Consider the following 20,903-nt stretch of genomic DNA (forward strand, 5'->3'; position numbering starts at 1 on the left):
TTAGTATTTAAATCACAAGCACCGCAGCTAGCAGTGGTAGTTAAGGAGCTAAAAAATGAATAACCCATCCAATCGTGTCTCAGAATTTTTCAATGGCGAATCAGAAACTAGCGATTTACTATGGCAGTACGTTAAATCCTTGAATCCAGAAACAGTTACCCAACTATCCAAACCCACATCTGCCGAAGTGTTTCAGGTGATGGAACGGAATATTACAGGACTATTGGGTAATCTACCTTCAGAACATTTTGGCATCAGCGTAACTACCAGTCGGGAAAGTCTGGGTCGGCTTCTGGCTTCTGCTATGATTAGTGGTTATTTCTTGCGTAACGCTGAACAGAGAATGAATTTTGAAATCGCCCTACAAGGATCTGAAACCAACAACAGCGAAGTTGACTAGAAACATAAAATTTGGGCAATTCTATATTGTTGGGCTGATAGCAAGTTACAGTTACGGCGATACGAATTTAAAATAAGCCTCTGCGAAATCTTCGCCGCTAATTGCCAATCATGCATCAGCTAAATTTTTTTAAAATATCCAAAATAGTGACGAATTAAGGTTGAAATTTAAACGCATAGGCGCTTCGCCTTGCCGCAGGGTAGGAGCGCAGATGTTGGCGCAGAGTAATGCGGAGTTTTTGGATTTGGTTATCTGTGAACTGCCGTAATTTGGTAATTAATTCAACTGGAGGCGTATTTATAAATGATTAATACACATTTGTGGATAAACTAACAGCGGTAGACGACCTTCGCAATAAATCTAAACTCGGCAGAGTTAAAACTAGTCTGCCGAGTTTTGTTATTAATCATTAGTCTTAGTCTCCCTCATCTTCTCCTTTTACCAATTAACTATGAGTGAAACCAGTTCTTTCCTACCCCATAAAATCATTGGTGTTGCAGTAATTTGGAATGACCAAGAGCAAATTTTAATCGATCGCCGTCGTCCAGAAGGAGCCATGGGTGGTTTGTGGGAATTTCCTGGTGGTAAAATTGAGCCTGGTGAAACTATCCAAGAGTGTATTCAACGGGAAATTTGCGAAGAACTGGGAATAGTAATTGAAGTGGGAGAGCATCTGATCACTATTGACCACACCTATACAGACTTGCGCGTTACCCTGACAGTACATCACTGCCGCCATCTTACAGGTGTTCCCCAACCTTTGGAATCGGATGAAATTCGCTGGGTAGCCTTAGAAGAACTGGAGCAGTTTACTTTTCCTAAAGCAAATACTCAAATTATTGCTGCCTTAAAAGGGACTGGGGACTAGGAAAGAAGCAGGGGAAGCAAGGGGAGCAGGGGAAGCAAGGAGAGAGTTTTTAACTTTTGACCAATGACTAATGACTAATGACCAATGACTAATGACTAATCCCGTAACAATCTATTAATTGCATCAGGTTGAGTGCCGCAATTTTCTACAATAAGCGCAGGGACTTAGATTAAAGGTGTCAGCAAACAAATGCCTAAAACCGTTGCCGATGTGATGAGCCGCGATCCAATTGTCGTTCGGACAGAAACTCCACTCAACGAAGCTATCCAAATTCTTGCAGAACGTCACTTCAGCGGACTACCTGTTGTGGATGATGTCGGTAAATTGGTGGGCATTATCTCGGAAACCGATTTGATGTGGCAAGAAACTGGTGTTACTCCACCTGCGTACATTATGTTTCTTGATAGCGTTATCTATTTAAAAAATCCTGCTACATATGAACGTGACTTGCACAAGGCACTAGGGCAAACCGTTGGGGAGGTTATGAGTAAAAACCCGATCAGTATTTCCCCTGATAAAACTTTAAGAGAAGCCGCTACAATCATGCACGATCGCAGCGTTCACCGCTTGCCAGTACTTGACAGCACAGATCAAGTAATTGGTATCCTCACTCGTGGTGATATTATTCGGGCAATGGCAGCAAGTCAAGATTAATCATTAGTCATTAGTCATTGGTCATTGGTCATTGGTCAAGAGTTTTATGACACTTGGCTGTTGTGTTGACTTTTGACTCTTTTTTTAAACTTTTGAAAATCAAGGATAACTAAATGAGTATTAATCCGGAGTCTGTTAAGCAATTGCTGAGTTCTGAGGATTTAGGCGATCGCTTACGTGCAGTAAATCAAATCCGCCAATTGGAACCTGCGATTGGCTTTGAATTAATTCAAAGTGCTATTGGCGATACTAATTCCCGTGTCCGTTACTCAGCGGTGAGTCAAATGGATACACTCGGAACACAGGATTTACAGTTATCCTTGGATATCTTGCGCGATCGCTTACTTCATGACTCCGAAGTAGATGTACAAGCAGCAGCAGCAGACTGTTTGGGTGCTCTTAAATTACATGAAGCTTTTGAAGACTTGCAACAGCTTTACTATACAACCGATGAATGGCTAATACAATTCAGTATCATTGCAACATTAGGAGAGTTGGGCGATCCACGAGCCTTTGAACTACTCAAACAGGCACTCTCATCAGAAAACGAATTAGTCCAAACTGCTGCTATTAGTTCTTTGGGTGACTTGGGAGATTTACAAGCAGTTTCCCTTTTGGCTCCCTATGCTACCAATCCAGATTGGCAAATTCGTTACAGACTGGTACAAGCCTTGGCTCGTTTGGGTAATAGTGCAGAAGTCAAATCTATATTAGAAACTCTGGCTGATGATGAAGTAGAAGCGATCGCAACTGAAGCCAAAAATTCTTTGCAATCAGTTTAAGTCCATTTAAGGTTAAGAAAATTCACCTTTAATATAGATTTGTCTGACAGTAGAAAAAACTCGACCTGGTTGGTACAATGTTGCATTCCAGCCAGATCGAATAGATAAATTAGAGTTACTTTTAGTTGCTAAAAGTAACTTTTTTATATTTAGGATTAAGTCTATTGAACGACACTTTTGCGGCGGCGAGACATAATCATGCCAGCACCAACTAAACCTAAGCCTAGCATTGTGGTTGGCTCAGGAACACTAACTGCTTCAAGAGTTAACTGGTAAGTGCTTGAATTCCCAGAAACAGAAGCGTTTAGAAAGCCCGTTCCAATAGTTTGTCCATTGAAATTAAATTTCCCCGTAATCCCATCAAGTAGTACGTCACTAATGTTAGTATTCGAGAACCGAGTTCTGGTAACTACAGAATCATCTAGGTCAAAGGTAAGAAGGGCATTAGTGCTATCCAGGGTTCGTACTCCAAAATTAATGAATGGAGTGTAAATACCTGTAGAGTATGTAGCTCTGTTTGATCCTTGATTAGCTATCTTGGTTAAATTTAGAGTGTTAATGCTAATACCTGAATTTAAGTTAGGTGAGAAGGCTGCAAAATCACCGTAAGTACTAACACCATCAACATCAACAAATTTAATACTAGTAGTAGCTGGATTGATTCCATCATTAGGAACGAGAGATGTACCATTAATACCAATACTCCCGTTCAGGGTTACAGCTTGAGCTGAACCAGTAGATGTAAAAATCCCAGCAGTAGCCAAGGGGACTGCAAAAGTAGCAGCCAGAGTAGCGTTTAGTAATTTAGATTTTAAACTAATCATAATTATTTGAGAGTCCTAATAATAACCTGGAACATAGAAATTGATTACTTGACTTTTACTATCAGTAATCTATTTAAGATACTGTCAGTGAAAGCGAAACTTGCGTGATGTATTTCTTATTTCCATGAAATCACATAGACTTAGAGCCTGCAAGATTTACTTAGTGGTCTTCATCACATCTTCAATAGATTACTATCCTTCATAAAATTTTAATTATTTAGATATCTGCGCTTTGTATATTTTTCATTTCATCAGGTTAAAATTGTCGGCAATAGCTCTGACTTTAAGAAAGGTAATTCCCGTATAATCAATATATGAAGTAGTTATTAGTATTTAAATTTACCAGGCCATATTTTAGATAAATAGAGTATGCAGTGTATCTATAATCTTTTCACTTACTAATATTTAGTGAAACGGTTCCTCCCATAGAATAAATGGGAGGAACCACTGTATTTGTTTACCTAAATCATTTTTCAAATGCTAAGAGCCAAATACCTGTGGCCAAGTTGTCACAACGAAAACTACAACCGCTGCGATCGCTAACAAACCTTGAATCAAATTTCCAACCAAAGACCCGACTACAATTCCTATACCCGCCTTAACTGCCAACCCTAATTCACGTTGGTAAAGGTACTCACCAATAATTGCTCCCAAAAGCGGCCCTAGTAAAATTCCTAACAGTGGGCCCCCAAAAGGCAATGTTGGCAATAATCCCAAAAATCCCACGACTAAACCGACAATTGCGCCAATTTGCCCCCACTTGCTAGCTCCAGCTTGCCTTGCTCCCACATAGCTAGCTAAAAAATCCACTCCGACACTGAGCAGTAAAACTATAATTGTCACAATTAGTGGAATCTTGATAGCTGCAAAGGAACTACTAACGATTCCCCAAACGATAATTGCAATTAAAATTAAGCTGCTACCAGGAATGGCTGGAACTACGGCACCGATAACACCCACAACCATTACGGCAATTAATAGCCAATAAGTAATTTGCATAGATAAAATTGTGAATTTTCAAATTTCCGAGTCAGTTAGTCATTAGTAGGGGCGCACAGCTAGCTCATCGGTGTCAACTTAACGCTAAAAAGGCGGTTAGAAACCGCGTCTACACAAACAAAACCCACGGAGGTGGGTTTCAAACAAGGGGCTTAAGCCCCTTGTTTTTCCCTTAGTCCGCGGAGGCGGACTACCCTGCGGGAAGGCTTTGCCTACGTTTATGTAGCCGCGAATTCCATTCGCTTCGGCTTAAGTTGACACTAATGACAGCTAGCTGTGCGCCTCTACTGTATATTCTATCTGGGCTAGATGGTGACAAATGCCTAGACTTTTACCGGAACCAAATATGATTTTCTAGTTCAATCTGCTAAAATCTGTCTCTAGATTGCTCTTGGCTCATCTTGGCAATTGTCGGTTATCGGGACTAATTCAGTTGCTGGACAGATACAATTTACACTGTTCAAAAAACTGAATAGCAAGCGCCTTACTTGCGGTTTGTTTACTACCCAAACCCCTAGCCACACGCGTAGTGAAAGTACAAGCCGTTCGTACTGAGTAACTGAACTTCCCAAACACTCCAAGATAAAGCTCAAAACCCATGACGAGAAAACTATTAACTGGATTGAGTTCAGCAGCCTACGAACACCCTTTTGATCGCAAAGCCTTGGCTTCTTTGCAAAACATGCCTGGTGTCTCTTTGCTACTCAAAAAAATTAATGAATACGGCATCGATCGCCTACTCAGGCTGCAAAGCCTTGGTAGTGAAATCAGAATTTCACCGCGTAATTTTCCCCAGTTGCATCAGACATTTGTAGAAACCTGCCAAATTCTTGATGTTGCTCCACTTCCGCAACTGTATCTGTTTCGAGGCACAGGTCACATTGAAACCTACATTGTTGGGGTGGAAAAACCCCTTGTCGGTATCAATTTAGATGCAATGGAGTGGCTTGGCGCAGATGAGTTGCTTTACATTTTCGGACACGAAGTCGCTCGCATCAAGAGTCAGCATATGGTTTATCACCAAATGGCAATTGTTATGCCAACTTTGAAAAATTTGTTGAGCAGTACCACACTGGGGGTAGGTGGCTTGGTAGCTAGTGGAATGGAACTGGGTTTGTATAATTGGCGGATGATGGCTAGGTTTACTGCTGATCGGGCTGGTTTGCTGGCTTGTCAGGATATTGACGTAGCAACTACTACACTGATGAAACTCGCAGGTTTGCCAGACGAGTACTTGACTAATGCTGTAATCGAAGATTTCCTGATCCAAGCCCGTGAGTTTGCATCCAATAGCTTTGATACTGTCGATAAGGTCACCAAAATATTAAGCTATACAGAACCTGGGCTTTCCTGGGTAGTTATGCGAGCTGGCGAGTTATTGAAATGGGTTGATTCAGGAGAATATGAGAATGTAATTCAACTGAAAAATTTAAAGACACCGGAAGAACCGGAAGAAAAAGAAGTAACTACACCGGAAGAAAAGGAAGGGTGGAATTTTTTGACTTCTTGGTGACTTTTAACTAGCGAACAACCTAAGTATTAAGAGTAACAGCAAGTTTATCAGCAATTCCCTCAATCCAGTTTTCATCTTGTTTGGTGTAACTGCGAGGAGCATTCGCGCCTAAAATTAGAGCGCCTTGGTTGCCAATAGGTTGACAAATTACACCTTGAGTATTTTCTGGTAAATAGTCAAATTCAAACTTACCTGGATATACTTTTAGCGCAACTAGATAAATCGGCTTTTGTTTTTCGAGTACCTGTTTTAAGATTACTCCTGGTACAACCTCAGATTTAGTACCCAGAATCCCGCGACGCAACAAAACTTTACCTTGATAAAAAACCACAAGCGATCGCGTTACTGTATTAGTCAACAATAAATGAGATGCCCAGGCTAGCTCTGTTTTCACGGCTTCTGGTAAATCTGCTGCTAGTACAAAACCTTCTTCTCCAATTAGTTCTACAGTATCAGGCGATCGCGGCTGAACTTGCTGCCAAATTAAACCAGTCAAAATTAACACCGCACTCAAAATCACGCCCACCACATCACCACGCGATTGGGACTGAGTTAGTTCCGGCGTCAATAAACGGTTAATCAGCAAAAGCACAGCGCCTAGCCCACCCACGACAATGGGTAGACGCCGCAAAACTCGATTAGGATCAGGTTTAGTCATCCTTGGGTAAAGTTATAAGTTATGAGTTATGAGTTGAAGAAAGTTTTTAACTCCTCACTTCTAACTCCTCACTCCTAACTATTTTCACTCCTCCCCTGGTTCAATAATCCGCTGGAAAAGATAACCAGTACCCCGCGCTGTGAGAATCAATTCTGGGTTGCTAGGATCATCTTCTAACTTTGCCCGCAAACGGGATATATGCACATCCACTACGCGGGTATCCACATGACGTTCTGGTGTGTAACCCCAAACTTCCTGCAAAATTTCCGAACGGGAAAAAGCTTCTCCAGAGCGACTTACTACCAACTCTAATAAGCTGAACTCCATACCTGTCAATCGAATCCGCTCATCACCTTTATAGACTTGTCGCTTATTCGTATCGATTTTAATATTAGCGACATAGATTACCCCAGAACTGGGAATACCAGATCCACTATTTTTGTCTACCCGCCGCAACACCGAGCGAATTCGAGCTTCTAGCTCCTTGGGAGAAAATGGTTTAACTACATAGTCATCAGCACCCAATTCTAGCCCGGTGATCCGATCGGCTACATCACCCAAGGCTGTTAGCATAATAATGGGGACATCTGATTCTTTTCGTAATTCTTGACATACACCATAGCCGTCTAGCTTTGGCATCATTACATCCAAAACTACCAGGTCAGGATCAGTTTTGCGAAAAGTTTCTAAAGCTTCTTCCCCGTCGCCAGCCGTTACTACATCGTAGCCAATCATGGAAAGGCGCGTTTCCAAAATCCGGCGAATGCTGGCTTCGTCGTCTACCACCAAGATTTTTTCTTTATGGCTTTCCAAGTTTCTCAATGCTCCTTGACTAAAAATTTACATGATTAATTTTTAATACCATAATATTAAGATATCATTCCCTCAATTGATTTGGAAAAAGCTCAAAATACTACTATTATTGGTTTTTAGTTTTTTTCAAGAATTAAGTAAATATTAAGATTATTTAATAAGATTTAAGAATGGCAAAGCCAAAAACCTTTTTCACTTGTAACGAATGTGGAGCAGAATCGCCCCAGTGGTTTGGTAAGTGTCCAGCTTGCGGTACTTACAACTCTCTAGAAGAACAAATTTCTATCCAGTCTTCAGTAGATGTACCCAGTCGGGGGGGAGTAAGTAGTTGGCAATCAACTCAAACTAATGGCAAATCTCACGCTAAACCAGCTAAAGCGCGAGCCTCCTTAACATTTGACCAAATTACTGATCGCCAAATTGCCCGCTGGGAGTCTGGTTATGGAGAATTGGATCGCGTGCTTGGAGGTGGGGTTGTCCCAGGTTCTATGGTGCTGATTGGTGGCGATCCAGGTATTGGTAAATCGACTTTATTGCTGCAAGTATCAAATCAATTAGCACAGAAATACCGTATCCTTTACGTAACTGGTGAAGAATCGGGACAGCAGGTAAAATTACGAGCTTCTCGTTTGGGAGTATCAAAAACCCTAAGTGTGGTGAATAATGAGAAGGCAACAGTAGTAGTAGATAATACACTCCCCATAGACCCTGATAGTATAGGTGCAGATTTATATGTACTGCCAGAAACGGATTTAGAAGAAATTTTACGGGAAATAGACTCTCTAAAACCAAACGTGGCGGTGATTGATAGTATTCAAACGGTGTTCTTTCCGGCGCTGACTTCTGCACCAGGTTCGGTGGCTCAGGTACGGGAATGTACAGCAGCACTGATGAAGGTGGCGAAGCACGAAGATATCACCATGCTGATTGTGGGACACGTCACCAAAGAAGGAGCGATCGCCGGGCCAAAAGTCTTAGAACATTTAGTAGATACGGTGTTATATTTTGAAGGCGATCGCTTTGCCTCCCATCGGTTATTACGGACAGTAAAAAACCGCTTCGGCGCAACTCACGAAATTGGCATCTTTGAAATGGTGGCAGAGGGACTGCGGGAAGTTGCCAACCCCTCAGAGTTATTTTTAGGCAACCGTGATGATCCCGCACCCGGTACTGCCATTGTCGTTGCTTGCGAAGGCACTCGCCCGATAGTTGTGGAATTACAAGCTTTGGTGAGTCCTACCAGTTACCCCTCCCCTCGTCGTGCTGGTACTGGCGTAGATTACAACCGCTTGGTGCAAATTCTCGCCGTCTTAGAAAAACGAGTGGGAATTCCCATGTCGAAATTGGATTCCTATGTTGCTTCTGCGGGTGGGTTGAATGTGGAAGAACCAGCAGTAGATTTAGGAATAGCGATCGCGATCGTTGCCAGTTTCCGCGATCGCATAGTTGATCCCGGTACAGTATTGATCGGTGAAGTTGGGTTAGGCGGACAAGTGCGATCGGTTTCCCAAATGGAACTGCGGTTGAAAGAAGCTGCTAAGTTGGGATTTAAACGAGCGATCGTGCCAAAAGGGACAAAATTTCCTGACCTGAATATTGAGATATTACCAGTATCTAAAGTAATAGATGCGATTATCGCTGCCATCCCGCATCAGGAATTGACAGCCGACGATTTAGAACCCGATGAAGATTAATAACCAATAGCCTCCTTTTTAAAGGGGGTTGGGAGGATCTCAAACAGTCAAACACTAGGGTAAAATCTGAGACTTTGATACCACACCGAAGGAAAACCCATTATGACAGCCATCACCCAAGACTACCAAATCACTTGGGAAAAACTACCCGATGATTATAAACTGCCAGACGATCCAGTGGACAACATCAACCAACCAGCCTTAGCTGCTGCACTCACGGAAAGCCTACAATTAGCTAGAAAAATTTCAGCTAACGCTCTGACAACAACTAATTATGGCATTTGTGCCACGCTAAACAACAGAATGGTCATTAAAGCCCCTGATTGGGCTTTCATTGCCAAAATTAATGTTAATAGAGAAGAAGTAACACGCAGTTACACCCCTCAACTTCAGGGTGACATTCCCGTAATTGTGATGGAATTTATTTCCGATACACAGGAGACAGAGTATTCTGTCAAAGCGACATATCCTCCAGGAAAATGGTTTTTCTACGAGCGCATCTTAAAAGTACCAAACTACATCATCTTTGATCCAAATAGCGGCAGTTTAGAGATGTATCGCTTGCAAAACACAGAACAGTACATCTTGCAAGAGCCTGATGAAAATCAACGCTACTGGATAGCCCAAATGAATCTTTACCTTGGGGTGTGGCAAGGTACTCGTGAAAACCGCACAGGAAAGTGGTTACGGTGGTGGGATGAACAAGGAAACCTTCTGCCTTGGGGTGCAGAATTAGCCGAACAAGAACGGCAACGCGCTGAACGACTAGCAGCACAATTGCGGGCTGCGGGAATTGAACCACAGATGTGATGACTTAAATTTTAGGAAAAATTGAAAGCCAACAGATCCCCGAATTCTCAAAGAAATCGGGGATCTTGTTTATCACAAATGATTAAGTAGGGCTGAATACCAGTTGTTAGGCAAGATGAGAGTTTAACAACTGCGATCGCCATAGGTTGATTACGATTGAATATACTGTTTATTGTAGGCTCCATCAGAATCGCCTAAAATCTCCGTTGCCAAACGCGCTAGCGATGAAACAAATCAAAATTATTGTCGAAAAACATTCTGACGGTTATGTTGCCTATCCTCTTGGTATTAAAGGGGCTATAGTTGGTCAAGGTGACACTTATGAAGAAGCCTTAGCCGATGTCAAGTCGGCTATTCGCTGCTACATTGAGATATTTGGCAAAGAAATACTCGAAGATGAATCACCAGTAATCGAAGCTTTTCTGACAGAGGCAGAGGTAGCTATTTAATGCCGAAGTTTCCTGTCGATGCTCCGAAGAAGAGAGTTATAAAAGCATTTGAGTTGCTGGGTTTTTGCATTGTTCGGGAACGTGAACATATTGTCATGGTGCGAGAAAATGAAGATGGATCGCAGACACCATTAGTAATGCCTAACCAATCTCAAATTAAATCAGGGACATTAAGATCAATTTGTAGTCAAGTAAGTATCTCGCGGGATGAATTCTTAACAGCCTATGAGCAAAGTTAAGTAAAAAACTTAATGTAGAAACATTGTATAAAAAGCTTACACATCAATCTTGGCATTGGCAAAAACTGATATTTATGGTGTGCGAAAATAAATATCAGTAAAATTACGGTTTTTACCAATGGTTTGGAATCCAGGGCAGCAGTTATTTGGCGATCGCTACATCATCGAGAGAAAATTGGGTGAAGGTGGCATAGGTATAACTTATCTGGCAAAAAATCAACACGGTGATTGCGAGTCATCAAAACCCTCAGAGAACAAATCCTCAATCATCCCGCCTGGATAAGCAAGCAAGATAAACTACGCCAAGACTTTCGAGATGAAGCTTTGCGACTGGCTTTGTGTCGCCATCCTCATATTGTGCAGGTAGAAAACGTCTTTGATTTAGGCTATTTGCAAAAAATGAAAGGCTACGACGATAAATATAAAATTCGCGTAGGTGATTACAGAATAGGTATTAGTGTTGACAAAGAAACACAAACACTCATTTGTAAAAGAGTTGCACATCGTAAAAATATTTATAGAACTTTTCCTTGAAACATATTGTATCAAGATTTTATATAAATGCTTACGTTGTTTATAAACACGGACACACTCAACATTAAAGCATACGAATTTCCAGCGAATGTCACCACCGAAGGCAAAATAGAGTTGCCGAATACTGTTTTGCAACAGTTAGCAAATAACCAGCAAGTAAAAGTAATTCTTCTCGTTACTGAACCCACAGAAGAAAAACAAGAGGAAGCAGCTTGGCATCGTCTTGCAGCCGAGCAATTATTAAAAGGCTACAGCGAAGATGATGCTATTTACGACACAATTTAAGCGATGCAAAATTATCAATCTGGCTCAGTTATTTTGCTCAAATTACCTTTTACTGATGCAGTAATATTCAAACTGCGTTCAGTGTTATTACTTTTAGATACAGGAGATGATGATGTTATTGTGGCGCGAACTACCAGTCAAATAACTCAAACGGTTTTTGATGTTGAAATTATAGAATGGCAGCAAGCCGGTTTAATGCGTCCCTCAGTAGTTAGGTTGCATAAGATAAACACAGTAGAAAAGCGTCTATTAGAACGTCAATTAGAAATTTTACAACCAAATGATTGCGAAAAAGTGCGTCAAAACATCTATCAAATATGGTCTTCTATTGAATAAACTTCCTTGGAATGAAATTTAGCTAGGCGTAGTGACTATACTAAATGACAAGCGATCGCAGCACGATTTAGGATAATTTGAGAAAGCAAAAATAGTAGCCCATGAACACCCGATTGGTCGATTCACTGGTACAGGTTATCGAATCCCTCACCCCACAAGAGCGCATCTTTTTGCAAGAGCGATTAAGCAGCAAACCAATTCAAGTGACAGCTGGTGTATGCGGTGGACAGCCACGCATTCGCAACACGCGCATTCCTGTGTGGACGCTGGTTGTTTTTCGCCAACAGGGAGCAGATAAAGAAGAGTTACTGCGAAACTACCCTACCCTAACTGATGACGATCTCACAGATGCATGGGCTTATTATGAACAGCACCGCGAAGAATTAGACCAAGCAATCATCACGTTTACTGAGGATGCCGATGGTTAAGCTCTACTCTAGTGAGAACTTTCCAATGGATATAGTTAGACAACTGCGCCAGTTAGGCTACGATGTTCTGACTTCCTACGAAGCATGGCAAGCAAATCAAGGTATTCCCGATGAAGATGTTCTTACCTTTGCAACCCAAAACGAGCGAGCTGTCATCACCCTTAATCGTGACGACTTCATCACCTTACATAGTAGCGGCATTTCTCACAACGGCATTATTATTTGCAAAACCGATAGAGACTATGTAGGACAAACTCAAACCCTCCATGCCTACCTGCAAGGTATAGAGTCACAAAGTTATGCTTTTGCGCTGACGCTACAAAATCGTCTGATTCGTGTCAAAAAGCAGAATCAGCCCAAATCTAGCAGACAAGTTTTTATTATTCAAGAATACTCAAGGTAAGCATCAAAAAGCCTTTAATCTTGACAAAAGAAAAAGTTATTGCCACGGTCGAAAGTGGTCTTACCTTTCCCGCTCAATTTGCTAGAGTTGGATTTAGCTGTAACTTTCCCTTCAATGCTGAATGGAAGGGAAAGTTTTATACTACTAAAAGAGTTAAAGTAACAGTTGTTCAAAGCATTAGGAGAATCTGCGTAAATTAAGTTGTTACTGGAATGTGAACAATCTGAAATCATACTTTTACTATGACTTCTTCTTCCCATTACATCCCTCAATCTGATCCGCCGCTTCCTCCTTGGGAAACCCTACCAACGATGTATGATTTACCAAGTGACAACCCAGAGGAACCAGGTTTGCCAGACGATTTTCATTTTTTACAGCCCTTACTTTTATACTTAACTTTTCAGCCCATTAACTGGAATCCAGAATTAGTTTACAGTGCTGCTGACCTTAATCTCTACTACGATTTACAGCATCCTTTATGGTATAAACGCCCAGATTGGTTTGGTGTAGTCGGGGTAGGAAAATTATACAAAGGGCAGGACTTACGGTTAAGTTATGTAACTTGGCAAGAGCCAGCAAACCCCTTTGTGGTTGTTGAGTTATTATCTCCAGGTACGGAAGACGAAGATTTGGGCACAAGAAGAACAAGTGCAGCAGATAAACCTCCTAGCAAATGGGAAGTTTATGAACGAATTTTGCGGATTCCCTATTATATTGTTTTTAGTCGCTACACGAATGAACTCCGGGCATTTCAGTTAGTAGGTGGTCACTATGAACCGATGAATTTGACCGAAGGGCGCTTACTAATGCCAGAGATTAATTTAAGTTTAGGCTTATGGCAGGGTTCATTTCGAGATATAGAAAAGTCGTGGTTAAGGTGGTTCACTTTGAGGGGAGAATTAATTCCCTCACCCACAGAAGAAGCTGCTGCTGCAACTGAACGAGCTATGATTGCGGAACAAGAAGCTACGGAAGCCAAACAAGAAGCTGCTCAAGCTAAACGAAAAGCAGAACAATTAGCAGAACGTTTGCGTCAGTTAGGCGTGAATCCTGATGAACTAGATTAATTATTGTAGCTTTAGGAGTCTTTTACTGTACGCACCATAATTTTCTACTTTGAGAAATAATTGTACTGAATTTGATAGCCGATATCGAGGCAGCTATTTAATAACGATATTAGCTCCCAAAAAGATTAACTTTTGAGAGCGATGTCTACGACGAGCTGCGCTAACGCATATTCAGCACTTGAAATACATATGAAATACATATAATATTTCCTTCGGTAAGTCTATAGCAACCTCAATTTGTTTGAAAAACTATGATATCAGACTATATGCTACTGTTCCCAAACTCAGTGCCAATAGAATTACTAGGGGTAAGATGTGGTTCAGCAGTAAATCCAAAAAGCGATACTTAGAGCAATCGCAAATATTACCGCAAACACTGATTAGATTGCGGCTGCTAAAATACTTAAATACTAGTAGTATGAAAAAATAACCTAAATAAAAATCGTCTATTTGGTCACACAAGACCATCAAAAGATTGTAGAAAAGTGTATTTCCTTGTCTTGATAGTGGTACTAATCTCAATTTTAGGGATGTTATCAGCCTTTATCTGCTAGAGTTTCTGACTTTCAGCAAACGAGAAAATCTATCAACAATAAAATCGCTAGGAGTGCGATGAGATGTCACAGTCCCCTATGACAAGACCAGAAATAGCTGCTGGAACTCTAATCGATAACCGCTATATTATCCAAAAACTTCTAGGACAGGGAGGATTGGGGCGAACTTACTTGGCCTATGACACTCGTCGATTTAATGAAGCTTGTGTTCTCAAAGAGTTTGCGCCCATTGGCACAGGGGAGAGTGGACTGGAACAATATCGCAACTTATTTAAAAGAGAGGCAAAAATTCTTCATCAATTGCAACATCCTCAAATTCCCAAGTTTTTGGCTTGCTTTGAAGGAGATGGTCGGTTATTCCTAGTACAAGAGTATGTTGACGGTAAAACATATTCTAGGCTGCTGGGAGAACTTCAACGTCAAGGAAGAAATTTTTCTGAAGAAGAAGTTATAGAGTGGCTAAAGAATCTGCTACCTGTTTTGGAATATGTCCACCAGCACAACATCATCCATCGAGATATTTCTCCTGACAATATCATGTTACCTGATGGCAAGGATCTGCCAGTACTGATTGATTTCGGTGTAGGTAAGCAAATTACTGACATGAACGAGGGGAGAAATTCTAACCACCAGGTGACCTTTGTGGGCAAAATGTCCCTTGTAGGCAAAGTGGGATATGCTCCCCGCGAACAGATTAGCTTGGGTTTATGTTCCGCCTGTAGTGATCTTTATGCTTTGGGGGTAACAGCTATTGTACTAATCACAGGTAGAGATCCATCCTTACTAATGAATCAGTACTCTTTAGAATGGAACTGGCGTTATTATTCCTATGTTACTGATAGTTTCGCTCAAGTACTCGATCATATGTTGGCAGATACGCCTAACAAGCGATACCAAACTGCCAAGGAAGTTCTTATAGATTTAGAGCGGATTGGAGAAGCAGAAGTGGCAATATCTCCTGCAATCATGATTGATGATTTGCCTGCCACGGTATTTAATCCTGAATTTCAGGCTATGTCAGCCATATCGCCGTCATACAACCAACCTGGAGAAACAATTTTTAGTTCACCTAGTTCACCTACTAGTCCGCAAATTGGGCAAATTAAACAACAACCTTCTCTCCAACCAGCATTTATCAAACGTTGTCAGCAAGAGTTAGCCTACCACATTGGCCCAATGGCAAATCTGGTTATGGAAGAAATATTAGCTCAAAATCCTTACATTTCAGCTGATCAATTTATTGAACTCATAGCCAGGGAAATTCCTGACTTTCAAGCAGCTTTTGAATTCAAAAAAAGTTTATTCTCATAGATATTTATAAACGACCAATTTAGGGATAATTTTAATTTTTCATCTTCTAGTCCCCGATACTTCCATGAGTACGTTTGATTCTTTTCATTGCCATTTCTAAACTTAACTGCATCCGTTTAAAGGCTTTAGCTAAATTACCGATTTCATCATTAGACATCTGCTCGAATTCAACTTCCATATGTCCGGTACTAACTTCCTCAGCTATGCGAGTCATGCGTTTGAGAGGTATAACAACTTGTCGATTCAAGAAAAGATTGACTAACAGGATAGTCGCTATAAAAATAGTTGATACAATTAGGATAATTAGTAAGGAAGACTGATTAGCTTTTTTGATGACGTTATTCGCAGGTACTGATATAATCTGAGCGCCGATAATTTGATTAAGCTTCCACCCAAATCCGTTAGCTGTACCATATTGAGTAATCATACTTTGAGGTGCAGCTTCGGGTACACTATGACACTTCAGACAGCTTTCTTCAGAAATTGGCAGCGGACGAGCAATATAAAAGATATCCCCACCAGGAATTGAGCGAAATCCACTCACTTCTTTAAGGTCTGATTTATTTCTGAACCTTTCTACAATTTCCGTCTCAAAACCGTCAGCTTTATCCCGAAGATTTGTGGGATTGAGAGTTGCTTCTTTATAAAAGAAATCACGGTAGTCTGTTGTTTTCCGTAAAATCTCAAATACCTCCCGTGCTGAGTATGCAGGCACGCTTTGCGGCAAAAACTCAGTTGCCAATTTATCAGTTAGCTCTGGATTCACTTGAGTATTGGTGTATTTCCGAACAGAACTCATTGTTTCCATAAGCATGAGAGCAGTTGAACTAATATCTTGTTTGGCATTTTCTCTGAGCAGAGAAGAAAGAGCCAATCCACTCAAGCTCAAACCGAATGTTAGAATTACCAGTAGCAGAATTGTAAACTTTTGTTTCAACTTGAGATTTTTTAGCATCATTTCAGATTACCTACAAGTCTAATTATTATGACTAAATATGGCTAAAGTCATCGTTTACTTTAGCATGAGCAATCAAATAAAGATTTTGGTGTAAAGATATAGTTTAGCTAAAACTATTAGGGTATATCTAACTTTATATTAGTAATTATTGAGGTTGATGAAAATGTTTTCTAAGTAAATAAGTTTTAAAAAGCTACAACAGCTATTCAAATGGAATTCTCAAAAATTCCTATTGGCTGTTCTGATCCCGTGCCAAAATAAATACCAGCAATTGTCAGATATTACTAATGGTGTGGAATGCAGGAAAGTCTTTATTTGGTGGACGCTATATTATCGAAAGCCAACTAGGCGAAGGCGGAATTGGCATTACTTATCTTGCCAGAAATCAACGGAATCAACTGCGAGTGATTAAAACCCTCAAAGAAGAAATCCTGAATCACCCCGCTTGGATACTCCACCGAAACAAGTTACGGCAAGATTTCCGTGATGAAGCAGTTCGGCTAGCTGTGTGTCACCATCCTCATATAGTACAGATAGAAACCATCTTCGATGAGGGAAATTTGCCCTGCATGGTGATGGAGTACATCGAAGGCGAAGACTTAGGACAGCGTTTAAGGCGGATAGGGGTGCTATCAGAAGCAGAAGCGCTGCTGTACATCCGGCAAATTGGCGACGCTTTGACGCTAATTCACTCTAAAGGACTGCTGCATCGGGATCTCAAACCACGTAACATAATGATCCGCATTCATAAATCAGAAGCAGTGCTGATAGACTTTGGCATCGCTAGAGAATTTATTCCCAATATGATCCAAAGGCATACAGTATATCGCACTCCTGGTTTTGCCCCACCTGAGCAGTATGAATCAGAAGCGCCACGAGGAGAATACATTGATATCTACGCCCTAGCTGCTACCTTGTATAATTTGCTTACTGCCGTTATCCCGACGAGTGCAGATGATAGGCGTCACAATATTAATTTAGAACCACCACAATATTTTAATCCTAAGATCAGCAACAGGGTAAATCAGGCTATTATCTGCGGCATGGATCTGGAGTCAACCTATCGTCCCCAGTCTGTGCAGGAGTGGTTAGATTTATTGGGGACTGAATCGGAGAATAATATCACAAAAATATCATCTACTTTAGTGATAACGCCTAGACTGAAACCACCTCCACCTGTTGTATTAAATCAACAGAACTGGCAATGTGTACAGACGATCAAAGGTCATTCTAGTATGGTTCATGCGATCGCCATTAGCTCAGACGGGCAATTTATTGCTAGTGGCAGTAATGACATGACTATCAAACTTTGGCAACTGGCTACTGGCAAGCTAGTGCGTCAACTGGGTCGTTGGTCTTCTGGTCATTCCAGTATGGTTCATTCTGTCGCCTTTAGCCCAATCTCCTCAAAGCTTTCTTATCAAGGCGAATCAGGCAAATCTGCGGGAATCGCAGACCAGAACTGGGGGATTTTGGCTAGCGGTAGTTGGGATAACACAATTAAATTATGGGATGTAAATACAGGCAAAGAAATTCGTACTCTCATTGGTCATGCTAATTGGGTGAATTCCGTTGCCTTTAGTGCAGATGGCAAGTTTTTGGCTAGTGGCAGTGCTGACTGCACAATTAAACTGTGGCAGGTACACACAGGCATAGAAATCCAAACTTTCATCGGTCATTCTGACTCAGTTTCGTCAGTCGCCTACTCTTTGAGAACACCGACAACGAATAGCAAGGATAGAGAGCTTCTGGCTAGTGGCAGTAATGATTACACTATCAAACTGTGGCAAGTATACACAGCCAGAAACATCTGCACACTTACAGGTCATTCCTTCTTTGTCAACTGTATCGTCTTCAGCCAGGATGGGGAAATTATCGCCAGTGGCAGTGGTGACAACACGATTAAACTGTGGCATGTAAATACAGGCAAAGAAATTCGTTCTCTCATTGGTCATTCTGATTCAGTTTGGTCAGTCGCCTTTAGCCAAGATGGGCAACTTCTCGCTAGTGGCAGTTGGGACAACACTATCAAACTGTGGCACGTAAATACAGGCAGAGAAATCAGCACACTTACAGGGCATTCCAGTTATGTTAGATGCGTTGCCTTCAGTCCCAATGGCCAAACTCTAGTTAGCGGTGGTGATGACGACACTATCAAGATTTGGCGACGGGGGTAATAAATAATTCGTAATTCGTAATTCATATAGCGTTTCCTATAAAACATCGTCTTAGAGGATGTCTGAAAAGTCAAAAATATATCCAGCTAAGGCACTCAAGTAGTCGAAATGAGGCTCTGTAAAGACGATTTCTCATTGCTGCAGATTGGCTTCTCGCTCTTGAGAAAGTAGCAATGGAGGCTTTTTTTCAGACACCCTGTAAGTGTTAACACGTCTACTTTAAGTCATCAAATGGGGCGTCAAATTGACGGTAATATCGTAATTCCCTGTATCACCCAAATGTCCCGCTACATTAAAGTAGTAGTTACCGGCTACTGGAGCAATGTAGGTCAATGAACTGTTACGGTTGATACCACTATCGTCATCAAAGCCTATTTGTGTGTAGTACTCATTAAAGAGTGTTATGGTGGTGTCCACATCATCAGCGTAGGAGCCTCTACCAGAGGTGTTAATGGAAATTGTATCTCCCGCTTCGGGGACATACAATAGGTGGTAGTCGTTGTCTCCAGGACCAATATAGTTTCCATAAGAGGCATAGAAATTAAATCCTTGTCCTACACCTGTGTTTGTGCGAGTGTCAAAAGTGTTGTTGGGTTCCAGTTCCATATTTACTCCTGTTCAATAGAACGAGTTGGTTAAAGCTCTTGCAAATTTTAATTTTTGCATCTAGCTGTACTACTTAGACTCTATTTTTTTTACGCAAAAAGTATAATAATCTTTTGAATTATTAATAATATTAAGTTTTATAAAAACATCCGCCTTATGCACTGTACAAATTAATCCAAGTATGCATTTACTCAAATAAGTCGTTTCCGGCTTTTATTAATCATTTTTTGATGGTAAAAAGACCCGCGCTGTAGGGTTTAATGCGCTTTACCCCTACGGAAGATGTGGTTTTTCAAATCATTTATATTTGGTCTTTCCTGTCAATGCCTAAGTCCTATAATATTTTTCCTTAGTGTGGTTCGATACTTTTAAATCTACAGATAGAACTGCGATCGCCCAAAATTTGTAACAATAATGACGACAACCGTTATTTTTGAACAAAGAATTAATATTTATGGGCTTTGGTATCGGTGATTTCTTCTGGATTTTCCTCCTTCTGACTTCTTTGCAACCCCTTTGGCAAAAACGTCAAATAGAATATGGCCGCTTGCGTGCTTTACGAGAATTCCAGCAGGAACGCAAAAGTCGGGTGATTTTGCTGATTCATCGCCAAGAGTCTATTAGCTTACTGGGAATTCCTTTATCTCGCTACATTACTATCGAAGACTCAGAACAGATACTGCGGGCAATTCGCCTCACACCCCCAGATGTGCCAATTGACTTAATTTTGCACACTCCTGGTGGTTTGGTTTTGGCTACCGAACAAATCGCCAGAGCATTAATTCGCCACCAAGCAAAAGTCACAGTCTTTGTACCCCACTATGCTATGAGTGGTGGTACAATGCTTGCCCTCGCCTCTGATGAAATTATTATGGATGCTAACGCTGTTTTGGGGCCAGTTGATCCCCAATTGGGTAATTACCCCGCAGCGAGTATCCTGAAAGTAGTTGAAGATAAACCCATCGGTGAGATTGATGACCAAACTCTAATTATGGCAGATCTCTCACGCAAAGCAATTGGGCAGGTACAGCGGTTTGTGCGAACTCTGCTAAAAGACAGTATACCCAAACAAAAAGTTCTGCCAGAAAATATCGAATCAATTATCGAAGCCCTGACAACCGGGCGCGTTACCCACGACTATCCCATCACTATAGAGGAAGCAACAGAAATGGGGCTGCCCGTAACCGTCGGACTGCCCCATTCTATTTATGATCTTATGGATCTGTACCCACAGCCACAAGGAGGGCGACCCACTGTCCAGTACATTCCTATGCCTTACAATGACCGCCGTCCAATTTTACCTACCCCCAAGGGCAGACCCTTAGAAGAACCAAATCAGATGATTTGAAAGGTATTGGGGTAGGAGTTTTTTATGGCGACTAGGGTGTAGATGTCGGTGTAGATGTCGGTGTAGCTGTTGGCGTAGCTGTTGGCGTAGACATCGGTGTAGACATCGGTGTAGACATCGGTGTAGACATCGGTGTAGACATCGGTGTAGACATCGGTGTAGACATCGGTGTAGACATCGGTGTAGACATCGG

General features: G+C 41.3%; 23 protein-coding genes and 1 pseudogene. 18 read left to right on the forward strand and 6 right to left on the reverse strand.

Annotated elements, in window-relative coordinates; genetic code table 11:
* Window positions 1–55: 55 nt before the first annotated feature.
* The 4 genes from V7K85_RS07965 to nblB all read left to right on the forward strand — a co-directional run bounded on the left by V7K85_RS07965 (window position 56) and on the right by nblB (window position 2,704).
* On the forward strand, window positions 56–400 hold the full coding sequence (locus V7K85_RS07965) for a DUF760 domain-containing protein (RefSeq protein WP_334812497.1): 345 nt from the start codon (window positions 56–58) through the stop codon (window positions 398–400).
* 451 nt (window positions 401–851) lie between these two features.
* Window positions 852–1,268 (forward strand): 8-oxo-dGTP diphosphatase MutT, encoded by a 417-nt coding sequence (gene mutT / locus V7K85_RS07970; RefSeq protein WP_334812499.1) that lies wholly within the window; start codon window positions 852–854, stop codon window positions 1,266–1,268.
* A 189-nt stretch (window positions 1,269–1,457) separates the two neighbouring features.
* Complete coding sequence (locus tag V7K85_RS07975; RefSeq protein ID WP_334688975.1) at window positions 1,458–1,922, forward strand: CBS domain-containing protein; 465 nt, start codon at window positions 1,458–1,460, stop codon at window positions 1,920–1,922.
* A gap of 113 nt (window positions 1,923–2,035) precedes the next feature.
* Window positions 2,036–2,704, forward strand: a complete 669-nt coding sequence (nblB, locus tag V7K85_RS07980) for a phycobilisome degradation protein NblB (RefSeq protein WP_334812501.1) — start codon at window positions 2,036–2,038, stop codon at window positions 2,702–2,704.
* Window positions 2,705–2,865: 161 nt separating this feature from the next.
* On the opposite strand, the gene V7K85_RS07985 is transcribed toward nblB, so the two are convergent.
* The gene (locus V7K85_RS07985; protein WP_334812503.1) at window positions 2,866–3,528 is read right to left on the reverse strand and encodes a PEP-CTERM sorting domain-containing protein; all 663 of its coding nucleotides are present in this window, start codon (window positions 3,526–3,528) and stop codon (window positions 2,866–2,868) included.
* Window positions 3,529–4,008: 480 nt separating this feature from the next.
* Window positions 4,009–4,527, reverse strand: a complete 519-nt coding sequence (locus V7K85_RS07990; protein ID WP_334812504.1) for a DUF456 domain-containing protein — start codon at window positions 4,525–4,527, stop codon at window positions 4,009–4,011.
* 598 nt (window positions 4,528–5,125) lie between these two features.
* On the opposite strand from V7K85_RS07990, the gene V7K85_RS07995 reads away from it, so the two are divergent.
* Window positions 5,126–6,040, forward strand: a complete 915-nt coding sequence (locus tag V7K85_RS07995) for a M48 family metallopeptidase (protein ID WP_334812506.1) — start codon at window positions 5,126–5,128, stop codon at window positions 6,038–6,040.
* 19 nt (window positions 6,041–6,059) lie between these two features.
* Here the strand turns inward: V7K85_RS07995 and V7K85_RS08000 are convergent, their stop codons facing one another.
* Both V7K85_RS08000 and rpaB read right to left on the reverse strand, forming a co-directional pair.
* Window positions 6,060–6,698, reverse strand: coding sequence for a cofactor assembly of complex C subunit B (locus tag V7K85_RS08000; RefSeq protein WP_334812508.1), 639 nt, complete (start codon window positions 6,696–6,698; stop codon window positions 6,060–6,062).
* A gap of 84 nt (window positions 6,699–6,782) precedes the next feature.
* A complete protein-coding gene (gene rpaB, locus V7K85_RS08005; protein ID WP_334693474.1) occupies window positions 6,783–7,511 on the reverse strand; it encodes a response regulator transcription factor RpaB in 729 nt (242 codons plus the stop codon).
* A gap of 170 nt (window positions 7,512–7,681) precedes the next feature.
* On the opposite strand from rpaB, the gene radA reads away from it, so the two are divergent.
* The 11 genes and pseudogenes from radA to V7K85_RS08060 all read left to right on the forward strand — a co-directional run bounded on the left by radA (window position 7,682) and on the right by V7K85_RS08060 (window position 15,621).
* Window positions 7,682–9,205 carry a DNA repair protein RadA gene (radA, locus tag V7K85_RS08010; RefSeq protein ID WP_334812510.1) on the forward strand — a complete coding sequence of 508 codons (1,524 nt, stop codon included), beginning with the start codon at window positions 7,682–7,684 and terminating at the stop codon, window positions 9,203–9,205.
* A gap of 102 nt (window positions 9,206–9,307) precedes the next feature.
* Window positions 9,308–10,015 carry a Uma2 family endonuclease gene (locus tag V7K85_RS08015; protein ID WP_334812512.1) on the forward strand — a complete coding sequence of 236 codons (708 nt, stop codon included), beginning with the start codon at window positions 9,308–9,310 and terminating at the stop codon, window positions 10,013–10,015.
* A gap of 224 nt (window positions 10,016–10,239) precedes the next feature.
* On the forward strand, window positions 10,240–10,464 hold the full coding sequence (locus V7K85_RS08020) for a type II toxin-antitoxin system HicB family antitoxin (RefSeq protein WP_265274917.1): 225 nt from the start codon (window positions 10,240–10,242) through the stop codon (window positions 10,462–10,464).
* Window positions 10,464–10,703, forward strand: a complete 240-nt coding sequence (locus tag V7K85_RS08025) for a type II toxin-antitoxin system HicA family toxin (RefSeq protein WP_334812515.1) — start codon at window positions 10,464–10,466, stop codon at window positions 10,701–10,703. The genes V7K85_RS08020 and V7K85_RS08025 overlap by 1 nt, the downstream gene beginning before the upstream one ends.
* A gap of 118 nt (window positions 10,704–10,821) precedes the next feature.
* Window positions 10,822–11,084: pseudogene (locus tag V7K85_RS08030) on the forward strand (serine/threonine-protein kinase); the annotation flags it as partial.
* Between the two features lie 180 nt (window positions 11,085–11,264).
* A complete protein-coding gene (locus V7K85_RS08035; protein ID WP_334812517.1) occupies window positions 11,265–11,522 on the forward strand; it encodes a hypothetical protein in 258 nt (85 codons plus the stop codon).
* 3 nt (window positions 11,523–11,525) lie between these two features.
* Window positions 11,526–11,858 carry a type II toxin-antitoxin system PemK/MazF family toxin gene (locus tag V7K85_RS08040; RefSeq protein WP_334812518.1) on the forward strand — a complete coding sequence of 111 codons (333 nt, stop codon included), beginning with the start codon at window positions 11,526–11,528 and terminating at the stop codon, window positions 11,856–11,858.
* 101 nt (window positions 11,859–11,959) lie between these two features.
* Window positions 11,960–12,286, forward strand: coding sequence for a DUF433 domain-containing protein (locus V7K85_RS08045; protein ID WP_334812520.1), 327 nt, complete (start codon window positions 11,960–11,962; stop codon window positions 12,284–12,286).
* On the forward strand, window positions 12,279–12,689 hold the full coding sequence (locus V7K85_RS08050; RefSeq protein WP_334812522.1) for a DUF5615 family PIN-like protein: 411 nt from the start codon (window positions 12,279–12,281) through the stop codon (window positions 12,687–12,689). Before V7K85_RS08045 ends, V7K85_RS08050 begins: the two co-directional genes overlap by 8 nt.
* A 242-nt stretch (window positions 12,690–12,931) precedes the next feature.
* Window positions 12,932–13,756, forward strand: a complete 825-nt coding sequence (locus V7K85_RS08055; RefSeq protein WP_334812524.1) for a Uma2 family endonuclease — start codon at window positions 12,932–12,934, stop codon at window positions 13,754–13,756.
* A 617-nt stretch (window positions 13,757–14,373) separates the two neighbouring features.
* Window positions 14,374–15,621, forward strand: coding sequence for a serine/threonine-protein kinase (locus V7K85_RS08060; RefSeq protein WP_334812525.1), 1,248 nt, complete (start codon window positions 14,374–14,376; stop codon window positions 15,619–15,621).
* Window positions 15,622–15,667: 46 nt separating this feature from the next.
* On the opposite strand, the gene V7K85_RS08065 is transcribed toward V7K85_RS08060, so the two are convergent.
* A complete protein-coding gene (locus V7K85_RS08065; RefSeq protein WP_334812531.1) occupies window positions 15,668–16,576 on the reverse strand; it encodes a c-type heme family protein in 909 nt (302 codons plus the stop codon).
* A 290-nt stretch (window positions 16,577–16,866) separates the two neighbouring features.
* Here V7K85_RS08065 and V7K85_RS08070 point away from each other — a divergent pair, with 290 nt between their 5' ends.
* Complete coding sequence (locus tag V7K85_RS08070) at window positions 16,867–18,756, forward strand: serine/threonine-protein kinase (protein WP_334812527.1); 1,890 nt, start codon at window positions 16,867–16,869, stop codon at window positions 18,754–18,756.
* 219 nt (window positions 18,757–18,975) lie between these two features.
* Here V7K85_RS08070 and V7K85_RS08075 read toward each other — a convergent pair whose 3' ends face one another.
* The gene (locus V7K85_RS08075; protein WP_334812529.1) at window positions 18,976–19,362 is read right to left on the reverse strand and encodes a hypothetical protein; all 387 of its coding nucleotides are present in this window, start codon (window positions 19,360–19,362) and stop codon (window positions 18,976–18,978) included.
* A gap of 454 nt (window positions 19,363–19,816) precedes the next feature.
* On the opposite strand from V7K85_RS08075, the gene V7K85_RS08080 reads away from it, so the two are divergent.
* On the forward strand, window positions 19,817–20,710 hold the full coding sequence (locus tag V7K85_RS08080; protein ID WP_334812533.1) for an SDH family Clp fold serine proteinase: 894 nt from the start codon (window positions 19,817–19,819) through the stop codon (window positions 20,708–20,710).
* Window positions 20,711–20,903: the final 193 nt, after the last annotated feature.

The sequence above is a fragment of the Nostoc sp. genome, assembly GCF_036917615.1.
In the GTDB taxonomy this organism is placed as follows: Bacteria; Cyanobacteriota; Cyanobacteriia; order Cyanobacteriales; family Nostocaceae; genus Nostoc.

Excerpts from the sequence above, each read along its gene's own strand:
- V7K85_RS07975 (WP_334688975.1), top strand. The coding sequence starts at position 1,458 with ATGCCTAAAACCGTTGCCGATGTGATGAGCCGCGATCCAATTGTCGTT.
- radA (WP_334812510.1), top strand. The coding sequence starts at position 7,682 with ATGGCAAAGCCAAAAACCTTTTTCACTTGTAACGAATGTGGAGCAGAA.
- V7K85_RS08040 (WP_334812518.1), top strand. The coding sequence starts at position 11,526 with ATGCAAAATTATCAATCTGGCTCAGTTATTTTGCTCAAATTACCTTTT.
- V7K85_RS08050 (WP_334812522.1), top strand. The coding sequence starts at position 12,279 with ATGGTTAAGCTCTACTCTAGTGAGAACTTTCCAATGGATATAGTTAGA.
- V7K85_RS07995 (WP_334812506.1), top strand. The coding sequence starts at position 5,126 with ATGACGAGAAAACTATTAACTGGATTGAGTTCAGCAGCCTACGAACAC.
- V7K85_RS08015 (WP_334812512.1), top strand. The coding sequence starts at position 9,308 with ATGACAGCCATCACCCAAGACTACCAAATCACTTGGGAAAAACTACCC.
- V7K85_RS08080 (WP_334812533.1), top strand. The coding sequence starts at position 19,817 with ATGGGCTTTGGTATCGGTGATTTCTTCTGGATTTTCCTCCTTCTGACT.
- V7K85_RS08055 (WP_334812524.1), top strand. The coding sequence starts at position 12,932 with ATGACTTCTTCTTCCCATTACATCCCTCAATCTGATCCGCCGCTTCCT.
- V7K85_RS07965 (WP_334812497.1), top strand. The coding sequence starts at position 56 with ATGAATAACCCATCCAATCGTGTCTCAGAATTTTTCAATGGCGAATCA.
- V7K85_RS07990 (WP_334812504.1), bottom strand. The coding sequence starts at position 4,527 with ATGCAAATTACTTATTGGCTATTAATTGCCGTAATGGTTGTGGGTGTT.
- V7K85_RS08065 (WP_334812531.1), bottom strand. The coding sequence starts at position 16,576 with ATGCTAAAAAATCTCAAGTTGAAACAAAAGTTTACAATTCTGCTACTG.
- V7K85_RS08025 (WP_334812515.1), top strand. The coding sequence starts at position 10,464 with ATGCCGAAGTTTCCTGTCGATGCTCCGAAGAAGAGAGTTATAAAAGCA.
- V7K85_RS08070 (WP_334812527.1), top strand. The coding sequence starts at position 16,867 with ATGGTGTGGAATGCAGGAAAGTCTTTATTTGGTGGACGCTATATTATC.
- V7K85_RS07985 (WP_334812503.1), bottom strand. The coding sequence starts at position 3,528 with ATGATTAGTTTAAAATCTAAATTACTAAACGCTACTCTGGCTGCTACT.
- V7K85_RS08060 (WP_334812525.1), top strand. The coding sequence starts at position 14,374 with ATGTCACAGTCCCCTATGACAAGACCAGAAATAGCTGCTGGAACTCTA.
- V7K85_RS08075 (WP_334812529.1), bottom strand. The coding sequence starts at position 19,362 with ATGGAACTGGAACCCAACAACACTTTTGACACTCGCACAAACACAGGT.
- V7K85_RS08000 (WP_334812508.1), bottom strand. The coding sequence starts at position 6,698 with ATGACTAAACCTGATCCTAATCGAGTTTTGCGGCGTCTACCCATTGTC.
- nblB (WP_334812501.1), top strand. The coding sequence starts at position 2,036 with ATGAGTATTAATCCGGAGTCTGTTAAGCAATTGCTGAGTTCTGAGGAT.
- mutT (WP_334812499.1), top strand. The coding sequence starts at position 852 with ATGAGTGAAACCAGTTCTTTCCTACCCCATAAAATCATTGGTGTTGCA.
- V7K85_RS08045 (WP_334812520.1), top strand. The coding sequence starts at position 11,960 with ATGAACACCCGATTGGTCGATTCACTGGTACAGGTTATCGAATCCCTC.
- V7K85_RS08020 (WP_265274917.1), top strand. The coding sequence starts at position 10,240 with ATGAAACAAATCAAAATTATTGTCGAAAAACATTCTGACGGTTATGTT.
- V7K85_RS08035 (WP_334812517.1), top strand. The coding sequence starts at position 11,265 with ATGCTTACGTTGTTTATAAACACGGACACACTCAACATTAAAGCATAC.